The organism is Allobosea sp. OAE752, from assembly GCF_050433265.1.
Taxonomy (GTDB): domain Bacteria; phylum Pseudomonadota; class Alphaproteobacteria; order Rhizobiales; family Beijerinckiaceae; genus Allobosea; species Allobosea spartocytisi.
Genome location: NZ_JBNPXO010000021.1, coordinates 1 through 21,403 on the forward strand (window position 1 = coordinate 1; position 21,403 = coordinate 21,403).

Consider the following 21,403-nt stretch of genomic DNA (forward strand, 5'->3'; position numbering starts at 1 on the left):
CCAGCGCAGCGTAGAACATCGCGTATCTCCTCTTGGATCTACCTAGATCCTAATGGGAGCTCGACCCCTCGTGGGTCCGCCCGATTACGCATGCTTGTGGCTCCGTACTTGCCGACTTACCCGATGGCAAGCATAGGCAATATCTATTTGCCTGCCCCGTCCCTCATCTGAAATCCTGAGTTGGATAGTTCGCCCGCAATCGCGGCGCGGACTTCGCCGCAATCATCCACAGCAGCTCCCGCCCGGTCCGGCGGAGAGGAGACCGTCATGCCCAGCCTCGACGCGGCCCGTATCGACATTGAGCGGTTCTGGACCACGATCGAGCGCTCGGCCGAGATCGGCCCCGGCCGGCCGGGTGGCCTCTCGCGCCTCGCCCTCTCCGATACCGATAAGGAGGTCCGCGACATCTTCGTCGACTGGTGCCGCACAGCCGGGCTTCAAGTCCGTGTCGACGGCATCGGCAACATCTTCGCCCGCCGCGCCGGCACCGATGACAGCCTACCGCCGGTGGTGATGGGCAGCCATCTCGACACGCAGATCAATGGCGGCCGCTTCGACGGCATCGCGGGCGTGCTCGGCGGGCTCGAAGTCTGCCGCACGCTCGACGCGCTCGGCCATTGCACGCGGCGGCCGATCGAGATCGTCAACTGGACCAACGAGGAAGGCGCGCGTTTCTCGCCGCCGATGGTCGGCTCCGGCTGCTTCGTCGGCGCCTATACGCTCGACTGGGCGCAAGGCCGCACCGACGAGGAAGGCCGCACGATCGGCCAGGAGCTGGAGCGGATCGGCTATCGCGGCGAGATGGAAGCCGCCCCCCACGCCTTCGACGCCTATTTCGAGTTCCATATCGAACAGGGCTACTATCTCGATCGCGACGGCATGCAGGTTGGCGTCGTCACCGGCGGCTTCCCCAGCACCGGCATGCTCGTCGAGTTCAAGGGCGAGACCGCCCATACTGGTCCTTGGCCGATGGAGCGCCGCCGCAACGCCCTGCTCGCCGGCGCCCGCCTGCTGGTCGAGACCGACGAGATCGGCTGGGCCTATGCCGCCGGCGGCGGCAAGGCGACGGCCGCGCGCCTCGCCGCCTGGCCGAATAAGCCGGGCATCCTATCAGACTGGGCGCAGGCCGTCTGCGACGTCCGCCATCCCGATCCGGAAACCTCCGAGGTCATGGCCGAGCGCGTCCGCCGAGCCATCGGCGAATCCGCCGCGCGCGCCGGCTGTACTGCCGAAATCCTCGATGTCTGGAAATGGGGCGGTAGGATTTTTGCGCAGGAGCTGATCGATAGCGTCCGCGAGACGTCTCTGGCGCTGGGCTACCGTACGCAGGACATCCTCAGCCAGGCCGGGCACGATGCCTATTTCGTCGCGCGCCACGCCCCGACGACGATGATCTTCGCGCCCTGCAAGGGCGGCATCACCCATCACAATGCCGAGCTCTGCACGAGGGAAGACCTGGAACCCGGGCTCAACGTTCTGCTTCACACCGTCATGGCACGAGCGGATCGCTGAGCAGGACCGCGGCGGCCTCGGCCGCCGGCTCCTCCTCCGTCGCGCCAAGCCGCTGCTCGAACAGCCGCAGGAACGCCTCTTCCGCGGCGTTGAGCTGCATGGCCGGGTTCGAGACGAAGTAGAGATCGGCACCGAGCAGGTCCTCGGACCGCGCGAGGTTCCACAGCGAGCGGCTCTCAAGCGCCTCGGCCACCGAGGCCAGCGGCAGGATGCCGATGCCGAGGCCGGCGGCGATCATCCGCGTGACCTCTTCCAGGTTGGGGCTGGAGCCGACGACCCGGCTACCGAGCCCCGCCCCTTCCCTGACTGAGACCATCGGCTCCAGAGCGCCGTCCTGCCCGCAAGCGAGCGCAACGAAAGGCTCGTCGCGCAGTTCCGCCAGCGGCACATCCGCGATCCCGAACAGCGGATGACCGCGCCCGCACAGGATGCCGAATTCCTCGCGCAGCAGCGGGCGGCAATCGAGCCCGGCCAACGGCTTCGACAGCAGGCAAAAGCCGAAGGGGCTGAGCTTCTGCGAGACCGCACGCACGATGTCCTGGCTGTTGGCGACATCGATCCGCACGCTGACGCCGGGATGCTTGCGGTTGAGCAGCGTCAGCGTCCGGTCGAGCGGCGGCAGCACGACATGGGTCACGACGAGCAGGCGCACCAGCCCGGTCAGATCGTCATGATCCTCCGACAACCGGTCGCCGATGCGCGCGACGCTGCGGTAGATGTCGACGCATTCCTTGTAGAGAAGCTCGCCGCGCTTGGTCAGGACGAAGCGGCGGCTATCGCGCTGGATGAGCTGGCCGCCCAGCGTCTCCTCCAGCCGCTGCAGGGCCGCGCTGACCGTCGGCTGGCGCACGAGCAAACGGTCGGCCGCCCGCGTGATGCTGCGCTCCTCGACGATGACGAGGAAAGTGTGCAGCAGGTTCCAGTTGAGATGGTGCAGCTTCGGCTTCGTTCCGCTCAAGCGCGTATCTCTCTTCCGTTCGTGACCCTGCCCCTTATGCAAACTCGCTGCCGTGGCAATCCTATGCTTAGCATAGGAACTGTCTATTGGACCCGGTTTCGCGGCTTCCGTAGGTTCGGCAGAACGGACATCCTCCAGCGCAAGGGCGACCATGACAGCGACCGGATCATCGGCCGAAGCCTCGATCGCGCGGCGCGCCGCGCTCTTCCGCGAGATCGAGACCGCGACGCTCGGCCATATCCTGACCGACGGTTTCATGGCTCCGGCGATCCAGTGCGTCATCGAGGGCCCGCGCGTCTGCGGGCCGGCTCTCACCGTCAGCGTTCCGCACGATGACGGCGCGGTGCTCTCCTGCGCCCTGGCGCAGGCCAAGCCCGGCGACATCCTCGTGATCGACCGCCAAGGCGACGACCGCCATGCCTGCTGGGGCGCGGTGATGACCGCCGCGGCGCAGGCCGCGGGCATCGTTGGCGTCGTCATCGACGGCTTCGTCACCGATGTGGCGGCGATCCGCGCCTCCGGCCTGCCGGTCTGGTGCCGCGGCCGCTCGCCCCTCACCACGAAACTGCTCGGCAAGGGCGGCACGATCAGCGAGACCGTGAACTGCGGTGGCGCGACGGTGCGCCCCGGCGACCTCGTCCTCGCCGACGAGAACGGCGTCTGCGTCATCGATCCCGCCGAGGCCGAGGCTCTCGCCCGGACCTGCGCCGCCATGCAGGCGGCCGAGCCAGGCATCATCGAGCGGGTCCGAAAGGGCGAACGCATCGATGAGATCAACGGCGCGCGGAAGCTCTGGGAAAAGCTACAGGGCTCCAAGAGCCGCTAACAGACTCCGGCCGCAGAATCGCCCATAGAGGCGCGCTCCGGCCGGATGGATCATCCAGAAAACACAGGGGAACTAACCGATGAAGATTTTGGGAACGACCGCGCTGGCCGGCGCGCTCTTGGCCGCCTCCTTCGCGCTGGCGCCAGTGCCGGCCCTAGCCGGCAAGGCCGACGACACGCTGAACGCCGCCTTCGCGCTGGAGCCGGAAGCGCTCGACACCTACAAGATCGCCGGCCGAGAGGGCCTGATCCTCGCCCGGCACATCTATGACGGCCTGCTCTACAAGGATCTCGACACCGGCGAGATCAAGCCGGCGCTCGCCAAGGCCTGGCGCTTCGTCGACCCCACCACGATGGAGTTCGATCTCCGCGAGGGCGTGACCTTCCATAACGGCGCCAAGTTCACCGCCGACGACGTGGTCTACACCCTGACCACCGTGCTCGACCCGGCCTATGGCACGCGTTTCCGCATCGCCGTGGACTGGATCGACAAGGTCGAGAAGGTCTCGGACTTCCAGGTCCGCATCAAGATGGCCAAGCCCTTCGCCGGCGCCGTCGAGATGCTGGCCGATGCGCTGCCGATCTATCCGGCCGCCTATTTCAAGGAGGTCGGCTCGGCCGGCATGGCGGCCAAGCCCGTCGGCACCGGCCCCTACAAGCTCACCGAGATGACGCCGGGCATCCGCTACGCCTTCGAGCGCTTCGACGGTCACTATGCCGGCAGCCCCAAGGGCAAGCCCGCGATCGGCAAGATCGTGGTGCGCACCATCCCCGAGCTCAACACTCAGTTCGCCGAACTGATGGCCGGCAAGCTCGACTGGACCTGGCGCATCCCGCCGGACCAGGCCGCGCGCCTCGCCAGCCGCGTGCAGATAGTCAACGGTCCGATCATGCGCATCTCCTATGTCGGCATGACCGTGAGCGGCAAGGGCAAGGACTACCCGACCAAGAACCTGAAGGTCCGGCAGGCGATCAACCACGCCGTCAACCGCGAGGCCATCGTCAAGGCCTTCGCCGGCGGCGCCTCGCAGGTCCTCAACGCCGCCTGCAATCCCAAGCAGTTCGGCTGCGCCCAGGACGTGACGAAATACGCCTATGACCCCGCCAAGGCCAAGGCGCTGCTGACCGAGGCCGGCTTCGCCAACGGCGTCGATATCGAGATGGTCTTCGCCGCCATGCCGCGCCCGGTCGCCGAGGCGATCGCCAGCGATCTCGGCAAGGTCGGCATCCACGTCACCCTCAACGAGCAGCAATATGCCGCCGGCGTGCAGAAATGGCGCGCGGGCGAATTGCCGACCTTCTTCACCAACTGGGGCAGCTACGGCACCGGCGACGTCGCCTTCATCATCTCCAATTTCTTCGGTGGCGGCGCCGACGACCTCGTCCAGGACAAGGACGTGATCGAGCTGGTCAACGCGGCCGACACCTCGCAGGACCGCGCGCTGCGCGAGGCGAACTACGCCAAGGCGCTGAAGAAGATCGCCGATCAGGCCTATTGGCTGCCGATGTACGACTTCAACATCAATTACGGCCTGTCCAAGGACCTGACCTTCAAACCCCATCCGGACGAGTTCGCCCGCTGGTGGCTGTCGAGCTGGAAGTAACAGCCCTCTCCGCATCGCCGCGCCGCTTCCAGCCGATCGCTGGTCGCGGCGCCTCTCCTGCCAGGCAGGTCGACCCGCTATCCCCGGAGCCGTCATGCTGCCCTTTCTCGCGCGTCGCCTGATCGTCGCCGCCCTCGTGGCGCTCGCCGTCTCGGCCGTCGCCTTCGGATTGATGTTCGTCTCCGGCGACCCCGCCGTCGTCCTCGCCGGACAGGCCGGCCGGGCGCAGGATGTCGAACTGATCCGGCAGGCCTATGGCCTTGACCGGCCGATCCCGCTGCAGTTCCTGAGCTGGATCGGCAATGCCTTCGCCGGTAATTTCGGCACGAGCCTCTATTTCAACCTGCCGGTCGCGCCGATCATCGCCGAGCGGCTCTCGGTCACGCTCGTGCTCGGCTCCGCCGCCTTCCTGCTCGCGCTCGTGGTCGCCGTCCCGCTCGGCATCCTCGCCTCGCTCAAGCCCGGCGGCACGATCGATCGCATCGCATTGATGCTCGCCGTGCTTGGCCAGGCGATCCCGAGCTTCTGGCTCGGCCTGATCCTGATCGTGGTCTTCGGCGTCTGGTACGGGCTCGTGCCGATCTCGGGCACCGAGAGCTGGCAGGGCTATATCCTGCCCGTCGTCGTGCTCAGCTACTACGCCATGCCCGCTTTGATGCGCCTCACGCGGGCCGGCATGATCGACGTGCTCACCGCCGATTACATCCGCACCGCCCGCGCCAAGGGCGCCTCGCAGCCGCGCGTGCTGCTGGTCCATGCCCTGCGCAATGCCGTGCTGCCGCTGGTCTCGCTCGCCGCCGTCCAGTTCGGCCTGATGCTCTCCGGCTCGATCGTCATCGAGAGCGTGTTCGCCATCAACGGGCTCGGCCGCCTCGCCTGGGAATCGCTGCTGCGCAGCGACCTGCCGGTGGTGCAGGCGATCATCCTGATCCTCTCGCTGATCTACGTGACGCTGACGACCGTGGCCGACCTGATCAACGCCTGGCTCGATCCCCGCCTGAGGAGCGCCTGATGTCGATCGCCGATAGCCCTGCCATCCGCCGGCGCAAGCTCTTCAAGGGCCTGAGCGCCAGCAGCGCCATTCGCATCGGCGGCGGCCTGCTCGCCGTCATCGTCTTCGTCGCGCTCTTCGCGCCCTGGCTCTCCAGCCATGATCCGATCGCGCAGGATCTCGGCAAGCGCATGATCCCGCCCTTCTGGTATCCGGGCTCGGACCCGGCCCACTGGCTCGGCACCGACCATCTCGGCCGCGATTACCTTGCCCGCCTGCTCTATGGCGCCCGCGTATCGTTGCTGATCGGGCTTGGCGTCGCGGTCTGCGCGGGGTTCATCGGCACGATGCTTGGCCTCGCAGCCGGGTATTTCGGCGGACGTGTCGACATGGCGATCAGCTTCATCGTGACGACGCGGCTCTCGCTCCCTATCGTGCTGGTCGCGCTGGCCGCAGTGGCACTCGGCGGCGCCTCGCTGAAGACGCTCGCGATCGTGCTGAGCCTCCTGCTCTGGGACCGGTTCGCGGTAGTCGTGCGCGCCGCGGCGCAGAGCCTGCGCAGCCGGGAATTCGTGCAGGCGACGCAGTCCTTCGGCGCCTCGCATCTCTACATCATGCTGCACGGCATCCTGCCGAACCTGCGCAACACGCTGATCGTGGTCGCGACGCTGGAGATCGCCAATGTCATCCTGCTGGAGGCCGCGCTCTCCTTCCTCGGCCTTGGCGCCCAGCCGCCGACACCGTCCTGGGGCCTGATGATCGCGGAAGGGCGCGAGCACATCCTGTTCGACCCCTGGCTGATCGCCTTGCCGGGCGCCGGGCTCTGCCTGTTGATCCTGGCGGTCAACCTACTCGGCGACGGCGTCCGCGACGCGCTCGACGAACGGCGCTCCTGACAATGCGATGACGGCCCCTCACGAGGCTGTCGCGTGTTCCCGATTGGGATCACAGGGCCGAATCAGCGGACCGGCAAAACGAACGGGATGTCGACCTTCCACAGAGACCGTTCATCCCACACGGCAAGCCCGATCGCGCCAGATGCGGCTCATGTCGTCCTATCTGTCTCGCATATCGTTGGTCCCCGCCCGTCCCGAATTCCCGCTGATCGCTATCTGTGTCGGTCGCCAACATTCTCTGCGCTCCGCTGTGCTGGCGCTGAGGACGGGCGTGCTGCCTGCGCTGTCACCGCTGAAAGGTGGCTGACGCTTCGCCGATCCTTGCTAACCCATTCCGTTCGCCGCTCGTTCGATGATTTCCATCGGGGCGAGGATTTCCTCGAAGCGAGGGGCCTCTCCAAAAATCATCGGCGTCATGTTCGCATAAGCAGGCCACCGAGGATAAAGAGCAGCGCGAGGACGTCGCTGCCAACCAGCTGGCGACGCTCCACAATCTCCTCAAGGAGAGCGAAGAGCCTGCCAGATCTCAGCTGCGTCGCTACGCCCCAGGAGACGGATCCGGATGATTGGAAGGCCGTCCTCGATCAAGCCGAGCAACTCCTAAAGTCGGCCCAGGACAAGGCCGCAGCGGACGCGCTGCTGGTTCTCGGTTTCCTCCCGCCGCTCACCAATGACAGCCAGATCAAGCGCTTTGGCGAGGCTATCAAGGCGGCGGAGAGTTGCTTTAGCAACGCCGCGCTCAAGGGACTTCCTTCGATGCAGCTTGCACAAAGCCTTGGCGAGCTGAGCGAAGGGGAGCTGGCGGGCAGTGCGGCGGTATTGCTGGATATTGAGCGGGAGGCGGCGGCTTTTATCGCGCAGCTTTCCAATGCCGAGCGCGCCGATCGGATCCGCCTTTGGCCTGGTGACGCCGTGCTTCCGGACCACGCCTTCACCGCTTGCCCACCTGCTTTGCGCGGACGTGCGCGGACATTTTTTGAAAGTCCGACACGAGGTGGGCACCAGGCTCGTGATCGAAATTCATGGCGAGGATTCGTTTCGGGCAGTTTGGGGTTGCCTGTTATCGAATTTCATGAATTATTCCATTGTGAATCATTTTTCATGATTGAGCATCGAAATTCATGCGGGCGGGGCAACGGAAGCCATTTTCAGGCGTCGTGACTGTTTTTCACGGCAGACGCTTGCCGGAAGCGGCAACGCCAGTCGGCTACGCGGCCTTGATCGAAGCCTATGATCTGGCCGTTCCCGTCCCGCTCACCCTGGCGGCGATCGGCCCTCGTCATAAAGTCTACAAGGCCGATGGCTGGAGCATCTACACGCCGCGTCACGCGCCTGGCGCCGATCTCGTGGGGCACCTGACCTTCGCCCTGCGTTATGAAGGGCTGGATCTGGCCGTGCTGAAGGCGCTGTTTCGCGCCACCGGCCCCGGCGCGATTGTCAGCTTGGTGCAGGCCGCTCCGACCGGTGCCTATGCCCGGCGGGTGTGGTTTCTCTATGAATGGCTGTTGGCGGAGCGGCTCGATTTGCCCGATGCAGGGCAAGGGGCTTACGCCCTGGTCGTCGACCCGAAGCTGCAATGGGCGACCGGGGGCACGACTTCGACACGTCATCGCGTGAAGAACAATCTGCCGGGCACGCCCGCCTTCTGCCCGCTGATTTTCCGAACACCAGCGCTGGAAGCCTTCGTCGCCCGCAATCTGCCCGAGGAGGCCCGCCGCCTTGTTGCGGACGTGCCGGCGGATCTGCTCGCGCGGACGGCGGCCTTCCTGCTGCTCAAGGATTCACGGTCGAGCTTCCAGATCGAAGGGGAAGATCCGCCGCAGGATCGAATCCAGCGCTGGGGCCAAGTCATCGGGGAGGCAGGTGGCCGACCGGTCGACCGGGATGAGCTGGAGCGACTGCAGCGCATCGTCATCGGCGATGCACGCTTCGTCCATTTGGGGTTGCGTCAAGATGGCGGCTTCGTCGGCGAGCATGAGCGCAATACGGGCGCGCCCATTCCCGACCATATCAGCGCACGGCATCAGGATCTGCCTGATTTGGTCGCAGGACTGACTGCTTTCGACAGGGGCGCGGCCCAGGCGCTCGATCCGGTGCTTGCCGCCACCATTCTGGCTTTCGGCTTCGTCTATATCCACCCATTTGAAGACGGTAACGGTCGCCTGCACCGCTATCTCATCCATCACGTGCTTGCCGAGCGCGGTTTCAATCCGCCGGGCCTCGTCTTTCCCGTTTCGGCGGTGATCCTCGACAGGATCGACGACTATCGCCGGACCTTGGAGAGCTATTCACGCCGCCTGCTGCCGCATGTACGCTGGCGACCGACCGATCGCGGCAATGTCGAGGTGCTGAACGACACGATCGATTTCTACCGCTATTTCGATGCAAGCCCGCATGCAGAGTTCCTGTTCGCCTGCGTCGCCCGTACGGTCGATGTCGACCTTCCGGCTGAGACCGCTTTCCTGCGGGCCTATGACACGTTCAAGGGCCATGTTGCAGGGATGATCGATATGCCGGACAGATTGCTGGACCTGCTGTTCCGGTTCCTGCGCCAGAATGACGGGCGGCTATCGAAGCGGGCGCGTGAGCGCGAGTTCGCCGCCCTCACGGACGAGGAGGTGGCAAGGATCGAGGGCATCTATAACGACCTCAGCGCCGACTTTTGATAATTTGCGACATCCTTCTGCTCCGGACGCTCTTGCCGATAAGGCCAGAAGCTAAGGACGCTTCGACAGCGCCCCCGTAGCATCGAGGATATCGCTGGGGTGGCCATCGTCGTCCGGCCTGGGATCCAACAAACCGAAGCTCCCATTCCCCTCGACTAAATAGATATTGGTGCCGCGATAGGTCATCATACTCGGATTGGCCGCGACGATTCGGGAAATGCCGGGCATCACCGATAGCGTAGCCCCTGCCTCGGTGGAGGCTCGGTCAAAAACGCCATTCGCCAATGTTTTCCATACGCGGCGATAAAAGTTGCATGAGCGCTACCTAGCTCGCACGACGCGGCTGTGCGATCCAGAACGAGAGCTGCCCGATGATCCTCGCGGCGCTCAACACCAGTGCTGCGGCGAGAGCCGGATCGTTGCCCAGCCCCGCGAGCGCGGTGCAGAGCGCGCCGACCACCATCTGCGTGAAGCCGTACAAGCCCGAGGCCGAGCCGATGATCTCCGGATCAACGCTAATCGCCTGCGACAGGGCCGCCGAGGATGCCATGCCGGCTCCCAGCGTGAAGACGAACATGGGTCCGACGGTGAGCGCCACACTGAGATGGCCGGAGAGGACCGCAGCAAGAATCGCGAAGGCAGCCACGACGCTCAGCCAATTGGCGTGTACCAGCAGCTTGTCGATGGCGATCAGCCCGATGAATTGGGTGGCCAGCATACTGCCGAGCCAGACGCCAGCGATCAGCAGGGTGAGATAGAAGCCGATCGCGTGCGCCGGGCGATGCAGCTCGCCGGAGATGATGAACGGAGCGGCGGCGACGAAGGCATACATCGCTGTCGTAGCGCAGCCGCCGCCGATGGCGTAGCCGAGAAAGACCGACGAGCCGAGGAGCCGCTGGTAGTGCTGCAGGATCGATGCGGCGGATGCTTGCCTGGCCGGCGTCCCGGTTTCGGGAAGCAGCCGCCACGCACATAACAGGTTCGCAATGCCGAAGGCGGCGAGCGCATAGAGAATGGAACGCCAGCCCAGCGTGGCGGCGAGGATGCCGCCGATCAGAGGGGCGAGCCCGGGTCCGACCGTCACCATCAGGTTCATCAGCGCCAGGCGCCGGGCGGCCTCCTGCGGCATTGCCGTGTCGCGTACAATCGCCCTGCGTATGACGTGCACCTGGAAGACATTCTTGGCCAAGTCGATGCCGACAGTCGTGATCTCCGTCGTGGTCGCTCCAAGCTCGTGCTGCGTGACAGCACCACTGTGGCGCTGCAACGCCGAGACCGGGAGCCATCCACCCCATCTGCTTCCGGGCAATGTCCCAATGTCAGCTTCTCTAATCGGGCAGTTGGGTCAAGCTCGGATTACACCTCTGTGCCGGGGCTCGTGCTCGTTCACGCGGGTCAGACTTCTCTTCGCAGTCTGGTGGCTTCTATCGAGCGAAGCCGCTGCACGCATGCATCGGATTGGGTCTGGAACCTTGGAGCGAGGCAGCAGCGCAATCAGCGCCTCGCACCCTACCTCTCTCCGGCAAACACGCAGCCCGGTCTCAGTTGTCTGCCTCTTGACGATCACTGGACATTGCTGACGGCCGCCGCCGCTTGGCGAGTGTTTGCCCGCCCCATCAGTGCTGCGCAGGCGGGCCGGCAAGCTGAGGCAAAGCCGGGTTTTGTCAGGTCCGAGGCAGGCACAGACCTTGTCTAGCCGATGGCCCGGAACCCATCCGATCAGAAGGGCGGGTTAAGCGCGACCCAAATCGTCACCTTACATTTGTATGGTGGTGGGCTTATGCTCATATTTGTGTGCTAGCCAAGGTTACATGTCGGGAATGGGTCCTTTATTGCTGCCTGTTACAGGCTCAAACGATGACTATCGCAAGCCGCAGGCTGTCGGCGATCTCGAAATCATCGATATCCTCGCGCGCATGGAGGCGATCAATTCGTCCGGCCCGGGCCTGACCGACCTGGCCAGCTCGGTAGGCCTGAGCCCTTTTCAGCTTAACCGCCGGCTGAAACGTGCGGTTGGTGATACGCTGGGCAACTATCAACGCCGTCTGCGCCTGGGTCTGGCGGCCGCGCTTCTCACGCGCAGCGATCACAACATTCTCGATATCGCTCTCCAAACAGGATACGGCAGCCAGGCAGCCTTCAATCATGCGTTCGCCCGGCGGTATGGCCTGCCGCCACGCAAAGCGCGGTTGATCGCCAGGTCGAAGGCCCCCCAACCCTTGCTCCGCCATCGGGCATTCGCGGATACGACGAAGCCGCATCGGCACCACGCGCTTCCCGTTCTCGCCATGCGATTTCAAGGAGGCTACGACCACGTCCCAGGTTATTGGCGAGCCTTTGCCACGATGTTGCGCCGAGCAGGGGTGGATTTGGCCGGCAGGCAAGCAGTTGGCATTTTCTATGACGATCCAGGGGTAACCCCCGAACACCTCATCCGCTATGATTGCTGCCTTCTCGATCATGAGCGCTTGTCGGAGCGCCTCGCTGGGCCCTTTCGGGGCGATGTCGTCCGCAGTGGCGAATATGCCAGTCTTGATGTGGCAGGTCCCTATTCCGCCGTGGCTGACGCGGTGTTCGCGATTTGCGCCGTCTGGATGCCCATGCATCGGCGTCGTCTGACCGCCAGCCCTGCCTACGAGTTTCATCGGCAAGCCCCGTGGAACGACGATGGCATCATCGATGCTTCGGTCTTCATCGGTTTTGAGTGAGCCGCCGCAATAGCGATCAAAACCGTTGCGCGGAACGCTGGTAGCAGGATCCCCGAGCAAGGGGGAAATGCGAGCCGTTCGCTCTGGTGCCCTCTTCGAGACAGAGGGCAGGCATGCGAGCGACACCCAATTCAAAGGTCAACGCTCGTTTTCTGCTCGGCCCCTCTGGCCGATCCTGGAGGCTCCTCGCCTCCACGGCGCTCGCGAGCTGTCTTGGAGGCTTGCTGGCCAGCGTTTCCGCTTCGGCACAGAGCGTGGGGACCTCCGGCGACGTCAATCCTTCTCCGGCGACCTCACCCGTTTGGAATGTTGGCGGGGTCCTGGATGTCGGGCGATTCGGCCCGGGCATGCTGGCCGTCGAAGGAGGTGGCGCGGTCATCAGCACCTATGGCCAAATCGGGCTGTATGCCGGCTCCACCGGCACGGTGAGCGTGACGGGCGCAGGCTCGAGCTGGACGAGCAACAGCAGCATATATGTCGGCTATTTCGGCTCAGGCACCCTGACGATCGGGGGTGGGGGCGTCGTCGACATCGATACCTCCAGCATCATCGGCAATCAGGCGGGCTCCGTCGGCACGGCGACGGTGACCGGGGTCGGTTCGATCTGGACGAGCGGCAACTACCTCACCGTTGGCCATTCCGGCTCCGGCACCCTGACAGTGGCGCAAGGCGGCACGGTCACCAACACGGAGAGCATGATCGGCTTCAATTCCGGCTCTTCCGGCAAGGTGACCGTCACAGGGGCCGGCTCGACCTGGACGAACAGCGGCTACATCGCTGTCGGCCAGGACGGCAGCGGCGCGCTGAACATCGAGAGCGGCGGCGCGGTCAGCACTACGTCCGGCTATATCGCCGGCGGCGCGGGCTCCACTGCTGCTGCGACAGTGACGGGCGCCGGCTCGACCTGGACAAACAGCCGTGATTTCGCTGTCGGTGTCTCCGGCAACGGCACGCTGACCGTCGCGGCCAGCGGCGCAGTCAGCAATTTCGACGGCTATATCGGCTATCAGGCCAATTCCACCGGTACCGCGACGGTGACCGGTGCCGGCTCGACCTGGACCAGTTCCGGCCAGCTCATCGTCGGGTATCACGGCAGCGGCAACCTGACCGTCTCGAACGGTGGGGCGGTCGGCAGTGTGGCGGGCTGGATCGGAGATAGTTCGGGCTCCATCGGCACGGCGATGGTGACAGGCAAGGACTCCACCTGGTCCATGTCCAACAACCTCGCCGTCGGATTGAATGGCCGTGGCAGCCTGACCATTTCGGGCGGCGCTACGGTCAGCAGCGCAACCGGCTATATCGGCTTCGGCACACATTCCATCGGCGCGGTGACCCTGACAGGGGCAGCTTCGACCTGGACGAATTCCGGCAATCTCTATGTGGGACTGTCCGGCGTCGGCGCGCTGAACATCGGCGCAGCGGCGGGAGCGAGCGCGGCGGCTGCGGGTGTGCTCGACGCAGCCGCCGTCACGCTTGGCACCGGCACGCTCGTCTTCAATCACACCGACAGCAATTACGGCTTTGCCCCGCAGATCGTCGGTGCCGGCGCGGTCGAGGTCCACTCCGGCACGACCGTGCTGACCGGCGACAGCTCCGGGTTCAGCGGCAGAACGACGGTTTCGGGCGGCACCCTGCTCGTCGGCGGTGCGGCCGGCAACGGCGCATTGGGCGGCGCGGTCACTGTCGCAGCAGGCGGTACCCTCGGCGGTTCCGGCACGCTGACCGGCGCGGTGAGCATCGATGGCACGCTATCGGCCGGGAACAGTCCGGGCACGCTGACCTTTGACAGCAATCTGACGCTCGGCACCGGCGCGACCTCCGTGTTCGAGCTCAATACGCCGGGCGTGGTTGCCGGTACCGGAATGGGCGGCAATGACCTGGTCGTGGTCAACGGCACGCTGACCTTGGGCGGGACCCTCGATGCACGGGTCGCGGCGGCAGGCTTTTATCGGCTGTTCGACTACAACACGCTGGCTCCTGGCAGCGCCTTCGCGAGCGAGAGCGTCACTTCCGCCCGCGCGGGTTTCACGGTGGCCAGCCATGAGCTGCAGTACACGCGCCCCGGCCAGGTGAGTCTGTCGGTGCTCGGCGCGGGCCAGACCATGCAGTTCTGGGACGGCGCCAGCGCCACATCCAACGGCGCGGTCGACGGTGGGAGCGGGGTCTGGCGGGGATTCGGCACGAACTGGACGAATGTCTCAGGCAGCGGCAATGCCGGCTGGGCAGGCTCGGTCGGTGCATTCGCAGGCACGGCCGGAACCGTTACCGTGGACGGAACCCAGCGTTTCGACACCTTGCAGTTCTCCACCGACGGCTACTTGCTGAGCGGCGGCACCCTTCGGCTAACGCCGGCAGCGGGCAATGCCGGTACGCTCAATGTCGACCGCGGTGTCTCGACAACGATCGGCTCGGTCATCGCCGACGGCGGTGCCAACGCTCTCGTCAAAGTCGGCGGCGGCACGTTGGTGTTGACCGCGACCAACACTTATACCGGCGGCACGACGCTTGCCGGCGGCGTGGTTTCGGTAGCGTCCGACGCCAATCTCGGCGCGGCAACCGGTGGCCTGACCTTCGATGGCGGCACCCTGCGGGTGACGGGAGCCGGCTATACCGCAACCAACAGGACCATCGTGCTCGGAACCGGTGGCGGTGGCTTCGATATCGTCGATGCGACCAACCGCTTCACGATCGCCGGCGACATCACCGGCCCTGGCGATCTGCACAAGCAGGGCGGCGGTACGCTGGTGCTTGCGGGCAGCAATGCTTATGGCAATACGCTGGTCCAAGGCGGAACCCTTGTAGGCCATGCCGGCTCGATTTCGGGCGCGATCGGCAATGCGGGCACGGTCGTCTTCGACCAGGCCGGTAACGCCAGCTTCGGTGGCGATATCGCTGGCCTTGACGGAACGGATGGCGCGATGGTCAAGCGCGGCGCTGGCAGCCTCGCCCTGACCGGCACCTCCTCGCTCGACTGGGCGATCGAAGCAGGCGGGATCGTCTCGGAGACGGGCGGCTTCCGCGGCGATGCAGCAATCGACGCCGGCGCATCTCTGACCTTGGACCAGGCGGTCAATGGCAGCTATGCCGGATCGATCACGGGCAAAGGGGGCTTTGCCAAATCCGGCACCGGAACGGTTCTTTTGACAGCCGACAGTTCCGGTTTTGCCGGCACGACGACGGTTTCGGGCGGCTCGCTGTCGGTCGGCGATGTCTCAGGCGGCCAGCTTGGCGGCGCCATCGCTGTTCTGAGCGGCGCCACGCTCAGCGGGCTGGGCACCATCGGCTCGGCCGGAGCTTCGGTAACCATCAACGCCGGGGGAAATCATAGGCCCGGCAACGGCACCGCTTCCGGCCAGCAGGTGGTTGCGGGCGACTATGTCAATCACGGCACCCTGTCCATCGTCGGCGGGCCCTCGGGCACCAGCCGCGTCGTGGTCGCCGGGTCCGTCGACATCGTCGGTGCCAAGCTCGACCTTTTGCTGTCGCCCAACAATGCCGCGGACTGGTCGCTCACCAATGGGCCCTTCATCATCGTCGAACAGCAGGGGGCGGGAGCCGTCACCGGGACCTTTGGCAAGGTCACCGATCTCGACAGATTGTTGTTTCTCGACCACGTGCTCGACTATGCCGGCGGCGACGGCAATGACGTCACGCTCACATTCCGCCGCAACAATCTCGACTTTGCCGGTGTCGCGCGGACCCGCAACCAACAGGCTGCCGGAGCCGCTGTTGGTGGCCTGCCGCAGACCAATCCCGTCTGGAATGCTGTCGCGGTGATGAGCGAGCCCAACGAAGCGCGTGCCGGCTTCGATCTGCTCTCGGGAGAGGCTCATGCCCAAGGCGTTGCGGTCGCGATCGGTGAAACTCGCCTGATTCGCGAGGCGCTGCTGGAGCGTCTGCGCGGCCCCCTGCTGCCGCTGCCCGGCACGCCGGTGGCCGGCGCCTTCACTGATCTTCGGGGCCGCCAGGGCGTGGCCGACATGCCGGCGCCGCGCCTCGACGAGCGCTTCACCATCTGGGGCGAGGCGGTCGGAGCGCGGGCGAGCACCAATGCCGACGGCAACGCGGCAGGGCTGTCACGCCGCACCGGCGGCGCTGTTCTCGGCGCCGATCTCAAGCTCCACGACGGCGTTGCGAGCTCCCTCCGTGTGGGCGTCGCGGGCGGCTACACCCGGTCGACCTTCGACGTCGATGCCCGGCTCTCCTCTGGGCAGCTCGAGAGCGGCCACGCGTTGCTCTATGCCGGGGCGCGCCTCGGCGCCTGGCGCCTCGATGGCGGCCTGGGCTACTCCTTCGGCGAGACCAGCCTGACCCGCCAGGTTCGGATCGGCAGCTTTGGCGATACGCCACGCTCGCAACGCGGCAGCGAGCTGCTGCAGGGCTTTGCCGAGCTCGGCTACGTCTTCCGGTTCGAGCGGTTCGCATTCGAGCCCTTCGCTCAGCTCGCCTTACTGCGGGTCTCGAGTGGCTCGGATCTCGAGCAGGGCGGGGCGGCGGCGCTGCGGGTCCTCTCCGGCGAGCAGAGCCTCGGCTTTGCGACGCTCGGCCTGCGCGCCGAGGCGCAGCTTGGTGCCATGCCGCTCTTTGCCCGCGGCCTGCTCGGCTGGCGCTACGGCTTCGGCGACCTCACCCCACAAGCGATAGCCGGCTTCGCCGCGGGTAGCACCCCGGCGCGGGTGCTGGCGGCGGAGATCGACCGCAATGCGGTCATCGCCGAGGCTGGGCTCGACTGGCGCGCCAACGCCTCGACCAGTCTCGGCCTGGCCTATTCCGCCGCCGTCGGCGAGCGCACGCGCGACCACGCGCTAAAGGGGCGATTCGAAGTCACATTTTGAGAGGACGTCTGCAACCGCAGAAACAAGACCGAATGCTCACAGCCGGACTTCCGGCTCCGCTGTATCCAGTCGGCCCTTGTCGACTTGATCGCGTCCCACTCTTTCGAGGAACCAACCGGCAACCGGTGCCGCGGCGGCACGACAGGGAGACTGACATGAGTTTTGATTGGGAGAACGCGGCCGAGGTCGCTTTAGCGACGGCACTCGCCGGCTACCCAGAGGTAGGCGTCGGTTTGGGCGCAATGGTTTACGTCTTCTGGCCGCATTCCGGAGAAGATGTCTGGTCCGAGATCCGTGAGAAAGTCGAGGAGCTGGTCGACCAGAAACTCGCAACCTATACTTACGATCGGGTGCAGGATAGTTTGAAGGGCTTACGTTCTAACCTGAATGATTATCTTGCAGCGGCAGCATCAAAAGACCTCGATGTGACTGGCCAAGCCTGGATGGTAGCGGCGGGCGACTTCGATCAACAACTCCCGAGTTTTCAGGCTTCCGGGTATGAAGTGGTGCTGCTGCCGCTTTTTGCCCAATTCGCCAACTTGAACCTGATGCTGCTGCGCGACGGGGTAAGCGCCGGCAAATCCTGGGGATGGACCGCCGCATATCAGGACGTGGTACGCAAGAAGCTGGCCGACAAAATCGCGGCGTATTCGAGTTACGCGGACACTACGTTCAAGAAGGGTCTCGAACATCGGATCAAGGCGGTTAAGCGCGATGACCATTTGTGCGAGCCGTTCCGCACTGTAAATCGCTTCACGCGAGAAATGACCCTTAATACGCTCGATTTCAAGAATCTCTGGCCGTATCTGGATCCCGTAAAATACCCGACGCCTGTCCGGGTCTACTTGGATCGAGAGATTTACAGTGATCCGGTCGGCAGTTGCGATGGTAGTGGCCCAATTCAGCTGCCGAAGCCGCCGCGGCAGCTGCCGACGCAAATTCACGTGTGGGGCGGTGACCGCATCGACGCGATACAGATGACCTATGGAGATGGCGGTGGCCCGAATGGAGAGGCGCAGACGCCACGAATGGGCAATCAGAACGGAGGCAGCGATCAGCTGCCGCACGGAACTTGGCTTTGGACGATCGGAAATCCGATAGTTACGGCGAAGGGTCGGTCAGGAGATATCCTGAATTCGTTTGAATTTCTGTTCAGGGGCCATCAGACCTCCGGGCCTCTCGCCGGTAGTTCGCACGGCAACACTCCGGATGGATCTCCATTCGAATTCAATTACCGCCGACACGTGATGTCCAGTATTTGGATCAATGGCGTCAGCCCCTTCTACGGCTCGGCTGATTGCGCGGTATTTGGCTTCAAGTATGATCCTGACTGGAAGCCGGACACTGCGGCCTTGCGGTTGCTGTATATCGGGTCGCCAGCGCCGGTTACGCTCGACCAGCTCCTAGCGCGGCATCTACTGCCAGGGCACCCAACGGTTGCTCTGATAACTGAATCCGAAAATTGGAAGGCGGAGCGGCAAGCCTTTTGGCAAAGTGTCCGCGGCTCGACCAGTTCGCGTTCAGTCGGAATGCCTGCGGATTGAGATCTGGGGATCGATGGGCAGGATGCATCAGAGCTTTTTCTTGGTCATCGGCACGGATCCGAGGCGTGAAAGCTGCTTGAAACAGCAAGTAGGCGGGCCGATGGATACCCGCGGAGAACGTGTGGACACTTCTGCTTTCGGGCGGAGTCTCAAGGTTAGCTCCTGGCGCGGGCTGACGGCTCCCAACCAAGTCGCCTATTTGGCTTGGGAGGAAGCATTCAGCGATAAAGTAACATGGCTTCCAAACGATGCCGCAAGGTTGGCGGCTCGACATTCATTCGCACATTTCCAAGTGCGTAGCGCATCTCGGGAGTGAAGGGCATCCAAGTGCGTAAATCCTCGAGCAGGGCGTCGGACATCAAATCTTCCAGCGGACCCGCGCCGAGTTGACCAAGTGCCAGTTGGTGATCGGGCAGTCGCGCCTGCGCAATAATGGCCAGAACCCGCCTTAATACGATCTCTCGCGGATAGTTCAACATATCCGTCGACCAATGCCATGTGCTTGGATCAGCGAGATAAGCTTTCACAAAGGATTCAGCGGTCACTGGAGGCCCATCAAGAGCGGCCATATCCGGCACCCAGGAAAGATCCGCTGCAATCGCGGCTCGCGCAAAGACATTCATAAGGTGCTCAAAGGTTGCTTAAGCGATACTTTTTTCAGCTACCCATTTGGTCGATCTTGCAAGACGGCGCAGGCCGAGTTCCGCGAAATGATACACTGTTCGCAATGGCTGGGAACCGATGCCTATCATATCAGCCGTTGGTCACTCCGGCTTCTCTTACGGGGGAATGCTCTGCTGTAGGAAAGCGAAGACTCGCTCGGACTGGCTCGGCAGGAAGTGATAGCCGTCCTCAATGAAGCATATCTTCGCATGCGGGGCGTTCTGCTCGAGCCGCTCGCGCGTCTGCACAGAGTTGATCAGAGCATCTTGCCTTCCGACGACGGCAAGGATCGGCATCGCCAACCTGCGAAGCTCTTCATCCGTCAGCCTGGGGATGTTGACGATCCGCGGTTTGGCCGCACGGCCGATACTCTCCATCAGATTCGCGATCAGCTGGAGCTCGGCAGGCAGCGCCTTCGGCGGCGGCCCGAACACCATTTCGCGGATCCTGCGTTTGCCCCAGGATCCCAGGAGGAGCAGCGGAGCGGCTTTCAGCAGTAGGTTCTTCTGCCGCCCGATGCCGGCCGGACAGATGAGGGCAAGCGCCTGGACAGCCATCGGCCTGCGCTTGGCGTAGTCGAGCGCCAGCCAGCCGCCGAGCGATGTCCCGACGATTCCGGCAGTTCGAAGCCCGAGTCCTTCGAAGACGTCGTCGAGCCATGAGGCATGGGCATCGCCCGCCAGCGCAGGCCGCACAGGGGCGCTGAAACCGGGCTCGCCGATCATGTCGACGGCGTAGAGGCGGAACCGCGAAGCCCATAATGCGGTGTCGGGAAGCCAGGCGGCACTGTTCGCCTGCGCGCCATGGAGCAGCAGGACAGGCGGCGCACCCTTTGGGCCGCATGCGAGCACAAAGGTCCGGCCCTGACATGTGGGCAGATAGAGCTCTTCCTTCGGGACAGGCCAGCGGTCGAGGACGTCGCGATAGAGGGCAGCAGCCGCCGCGGCCGCGCTCTTGCTGCGATAGATGGCGACCGTCATTTGAGCGCTCGCATTTGCAGATCCACCAGCTCGAGCAGCCTCGCTGCATCCGAGGGATGGGCGATCAAGACGATCTTGAGATTGCGGCCGGCTGGATCGAATGCTGTGCTGAGATGCAGCGGCGCCGTCCGCGCGTCCGCCGTCGCCCCGGCCGCGTTGAGCAGCGAGGCCATTCGCTCCGCTCCATCGGCCGAGATGTCCGTGACCTCGACGATGCAGGTCGCGCGGACATGGGCGGCCGAACTCGAATGGCCGCGCACGATGCCGCCAAACGCATCCAGCGTTCCCCGATCGATGCGGTAGGCCTTCCCGACCTTGGTCGCCGAGAGGCGCCCCTCGCGAATATGGCGAAGCACGGTCTTGGGATGCAGCTTGAGCTCCTCGGCCGCCTGCTCGACCGTCACGAGTTTGCCCGACATTTGTAATTCCCTATCGCTCCCTATTATAGATACCATAAGGAACATTTTATGGCAAACTGGGAATTATGAGGAGCAAATGGCAGCAACCGCGATGAAAGCCCGGCTACCACCGACCTCAGGCATGCTCTGAAGGAGAAGGATGGGCCTAGAGCTGCTGTGCTCCGAGGCCTGGTCGCGGCGCTCGACAGTGCTGAGGCGCCAGCCATTGCCGCAGGCCCGTCATCGGGCCAGGACTTCCGAAGCGGCACGGCGGAGGTAGAGCGACTGGTTCTCGACGACACCGACGTCCGACGCATCCTCACAATGGAGATCGAGGAGCGCGAGGACGCCGCCGCTCAATTCGAGCGCCTGGGTCAGACTGACCGCGCTGTCGCTTTGCGGCTCGAAGCGATGCTGGCGCGGCAGTATCTCGGGTGACTCAAGCCCACCACAGATCGTTTTGATCTCTGCTGAACAGCGCTGGATGAGAGTCCGCTTCTGGGTAAGGGTCCAATGCCCGGTCGTGGCAACGCAACCTCAAGGCTGTAGCCGCGGCACCGACCAGCTCTGCCGCAGTCCAACATACCGTTGCCAACGGAGAGTACGCATGATGCAAGGCGCCACTAGTAGGTGTGCGAGCCGCCAAGAGATAGCGTCGATTTGCGCCCATCTAGCGTCGGCGCGACGCCAAGTCATAGTTCCATAAGATACCTTATGCGAACACCGACTGTAGGCCCCCGTTAGAAAGGTCACCGGTCTCCCCGTTAGAGATGTCACTCGTGCTGAGTGCTGGCTTGCTGGGAGCTTTGCGTGATGACGGTGG

16 protein-coding genes are annotated in these 21,403 nt (G+C 64.4%); 11 read left to right on the top strand and 5 right to left on the bottom strand.

Annotated elements, in window-relative coordinates:
- Positions 1 to 267: 267 nt before the first annotated feature.
- A complete protein-coding gene (locus GGC47_RS27375; protein ID WP_429069901.1) occupies positions 268 to 1,512 on the top strand; it encodes a Zn-dependent hydrolase in 1,245 nt (414 codons plus the stop codon).
- On the opposite strand, the gene GGC47_RS27380 is transcribed toward GGC47_RS27375, so the two are convergent.
- Positions 1,490 to 2,470 (bottom strand): LysR family transcriptional regulator, encoded by a 981-nt coding sequence (locus tag GGC47_RS27380; protein ID WP_429069903.1) that lies wholly within the window; start codon positions 2,468 to 2,470, stop codon positions 1,490 to 1,492. The genes GGC47_RS27375 and GGC47_RS27380 overlap by 23 nt on opposite strands.
- A 151-nt stretch (positions 2,471 to 2,621) precedes the next feature.
- Between GGC47_RS27380 and GGC47_RS27385 the strand changes: the two genes are divergently transcribed.
- The 6 genes from GGC47_RS27385 (at position 2,622) to GGC47_RS27410 (ending at position 9,452) form a co-directional block, all read left to right on the top strand.
- Complete coding sequence (locus tag GGC47_RS27385) at positions 2,622 to 3,296, top strand: RraA family protein (protein WP_429069905.1); 675 nt, start codon at positions 2,622 to 2,624, stop codon at positions 3,294 to 3,296.
- Positions 3,297 to 3,375: 79 nt separating this feature from the next.
- Positions 3,376 to 4,899 (top strand): ABC transporter substrate-binding protein, encoded by a 1,524-nt coding sequence (locus tag GGC47_RS27390; protein ID WP_429069907.1) that lies wholly within the window; start codon positions 3,376 to 3,378, stop codon positions 4,897 to 4,899.
- Positions 4,900 to 4,993: 94 nt separating this feature from the next.
- Positions 4,994 to 5,911 carry an ABC transporter permease gene (locus GGC47_RS27395; RefSeq protein WP_429069908.1) on the top strand — a complete coding sequence of 306 codons (918 nt, stop codon included), beginning with the start codon at positions 4,994 to 4,996 and terminating at the stop codon, positions 5,909 to 5,911.
- Positions 5,911 to 6,786, top strand: coding sequence for an ABC transporter permease (locus GGC47_RS27400; RefSeq protein WP_429069909.1), 876 nt, complete (start codon positions 5,911 to 5,913; stop codon positions 6,784 to 6,786). Before GGC47_RS27395 ends, GGC47_RS27400 begins: the two co-directional genes overlap by 1 nt.
- A gap of 321 nt (positions 6,787 to 7,107) precedes the next feature.
- Entirely contained in the window at positions 7,108 to 7,947 is an 840-nt protein-coding gene (locus GGC47_RS27405; RefSeq protein ID WP_429069911.1) for a hypothetical protein, read from the top strand.
- A complete protein-coding gene (locus GGC47_RS27410; RefSeq protein ID WP_429069912.1) occupies positions 7,908 to 9,452 on the top strand; it encodes a Fic family protein in 1,545 nt (514 codons plus the stop codon). The genes GGC47_RS27405 and GGC47_RS27410 overlap by 40 nt, the downstream gene beginning before the upstream one ends.
- Positions 9,453 to 9,777: 325 nt before the next feature.
- Here GGC47_RS27410 and GGC47_RS27415 read toward each other — a convergent pair whose 3' ends face one another.
- Positions 9,778 to 10,641, bottom strand: a complete 864-nt coding sequence (locus tag GGC47_RS27415; RefSeq protein ID WP_429069914.1) for an MFS transporter — start codon at positions 10,639 to 10,641, stop codon at positions 9,778 to 9,780.
- A gap of 631 nt (positions 10,642 to 11,272) precedes the next feature.
- Here GGC47_RS27415 and GGC47_RS27420 point away from each other — a divergent pair.
- The 3 genes from GGC47_RS27420 (at position 11,273) to GGC47_RS27430 (ending at position 18,539) form a co-directional block, all read left to right on the top strand.
- The gene (locus tag GGC47_RS27420; RefSeq protein WP_429069916.1) at positions 11,273 to 12,160 is read left to right on the top strand and encodes an AraC family transcriptional regulator; all 888 of its coding nucleotides are present in this window, start codon (positions 11,273 to 11,275) and stop codon (positions 12,158 to 12,160) included.
- 347 nt (positions 12,161 to 12,507) lie between these two features.
- Positions 12,508 to 16,995: an autotransporter domain-containing protein gene (locus GGC47_RS27425; RefSeq protein ID WP_429069919.1), complete on the top strand. Its 4,488-nt coding sequence runs from the start codon at positions 12,508 to 12,510 to the stop codon at positions 16,993 to 16,995.
- Between the two features lie 155 nt (positions 16,996 to 17,150).
- A complete protein-coding gene (locus GGC47_RS27430; RefSeq protein WP_429069920.1) occupies positions 17,151 to 18,539 on the top strand; it encodes an insecticidal delta-endotoxin Cry8Ea1 family protein in 1,389 nt (462 codons plus the stop codon).
- A 218-nt stretch (positions 18,540 to 18,757) separates the two neighbouring features.
- Here GGC47_RS27430 and GGC47_RS27435 read toward each other — a convergent pair whose 3' ends face one another.
- The 3 genes from GGC47_RS27435 to GGC47_RS27445 form a co-directional block, all read right to left on the bottom strand.
- Complete coding sequence (locus GGC47_RS27435) at positions 18,758 to 19,162, bottom strand: hypothetical protein (RefSeq protein ID WP_429069923.1); 405 nt, start codon at positions 19,160 to 19,162, stop codon at positions 18,758 to 18,760.
- Between the two features lie 156 nt (positions 19,163 to 19,318).
- A complete protein-coding gene (locus GGC47_RS27440; RefSeq protein ID WP_429069926.1) occupies positions 19,319 to 20,182 on the bottom strand; it encodes an alpha/beta fold hydrolase in 864 nt (287 codons plus the stop codon).
- Entirely contained in the window at positions 20,179 to 20,601 is a 423-nt protein-coding gene (locus GGC47_RS27445) for a helix-turn-helix domain-containing protein (protein WP_429069930.1), read from the bottom strand. The genes GGC47_RS27440 and GGC47_RS27445 overlap by 4 nt, the downstream gene beginning before the upstream one ends.
- A 156-nt stretch (positions 20,602 to 20,757) precedes the next feature.
- Between GGC47_RS27445 and GGC47_RS27450 the strand changes: the two genes are divergently transcribed.
- The gene (locus GGC47_RS27450; RefSeq protein WP_429069932.1) at positions 20,758 to 21,018 is read left to right on the top strand and encodes a GatB/YqeY domain-containing protein; all 261 of its coding nucleotides are present in this window, start codon (positions 20,758 to 20,760) and stop codon (positions 21,016 to 21,018) included.
- The last annotated feature ends 385 nt before the right edge of the window (positions 21,019 to 21,403 follow it).

Bases quoted from the DNA above. Each gene is read 5' to 3' on its own strand.
- GGC47_RS27435 (WP_429069923.1), bottom strand. From the start codon at position 19,162: ATGAATGTCTTTGCGCGAGCCGCGATTGCAGCGGATCTTTCCTGGGTG.
- GGC47_RS27445 (WP_429069930.1), bottom strand. From the start codon at position 20,601: ATGTCGGGCAAACTCGTGACGGTCGAGCAGGCGGCCGAGGAGCTCAAG.
- GGC47_RS27375 (WP_429069901.1), top strand. From the start codon at position 268: ATGCCCAGCCTCGACGCGGCCCGTATCGACATTGAGCGGTTCTGGACC.
- GGC47_RS27420 (WP_429069916.1), top strand. From the start codon at position 11,273: ATGGGTCCTTTATTGCTGCCTGTTACAGGCTCAAACGATGACTATCGC.
- GGC47_RS27430 (WP_429069920.1), top strand. From the start codon at position 17,151: ATGAGTTTTGATTGGGAGAACGCGGCCGAGGTCGCTTTAGCGACGGCA.
- GGC47_RS27390 (WP_429069907.1), top strand. From the start codon at position 3,376: ATGAAGATTTTGGGAACGACCGCGCTGGCCGGCGCGCTCTTGGCCGCC.
- GGC47_RS27395 (WP_429069908.1), top strand. From the start codon at position 4,994: ATGCTGCCCTTTCTCGCGCGTCGCCTGATCGTCGCCGCCCTCGTGGCG.
- GGC47_RS27440 (WP_429069926.1), bottom strand. From the start codon at position 20,182: ATGACGGTCGCCATCTATCGCAGCAAGAGCGCGGCCGCGGCGGCTGCT.
- GGC47_RS27425 (WP_429069919.1), top strand. From the start codon at position 12,508: ATGCTGGCCGTCGAAGGAGGTGGCGCGGTCATCAGCACCTATGGCCAA.
- GGC47_RS27410 (WP_429069912.1), top strand. From the start codon at position 7,908: ATGCGGGCGGGGCAACGGAAGCCATTTTCAGGCGTCGTGACTGTTTTT.
- GGC47_RS27400 (WP_429069909.1), top strand. From the start codon at position 5,911: ATGTCGATCGCCGATAGCCCTGCCATCCGCCGGCGCAAGCTCTTCAAG.
- GGC47_RS27385 (WP_429069905.1), top strand. From the start codon at position 2,622: ATGACAGCGACCGGATCATCGGCCGAAGCCTCGATCGCGCGGCGCGCC.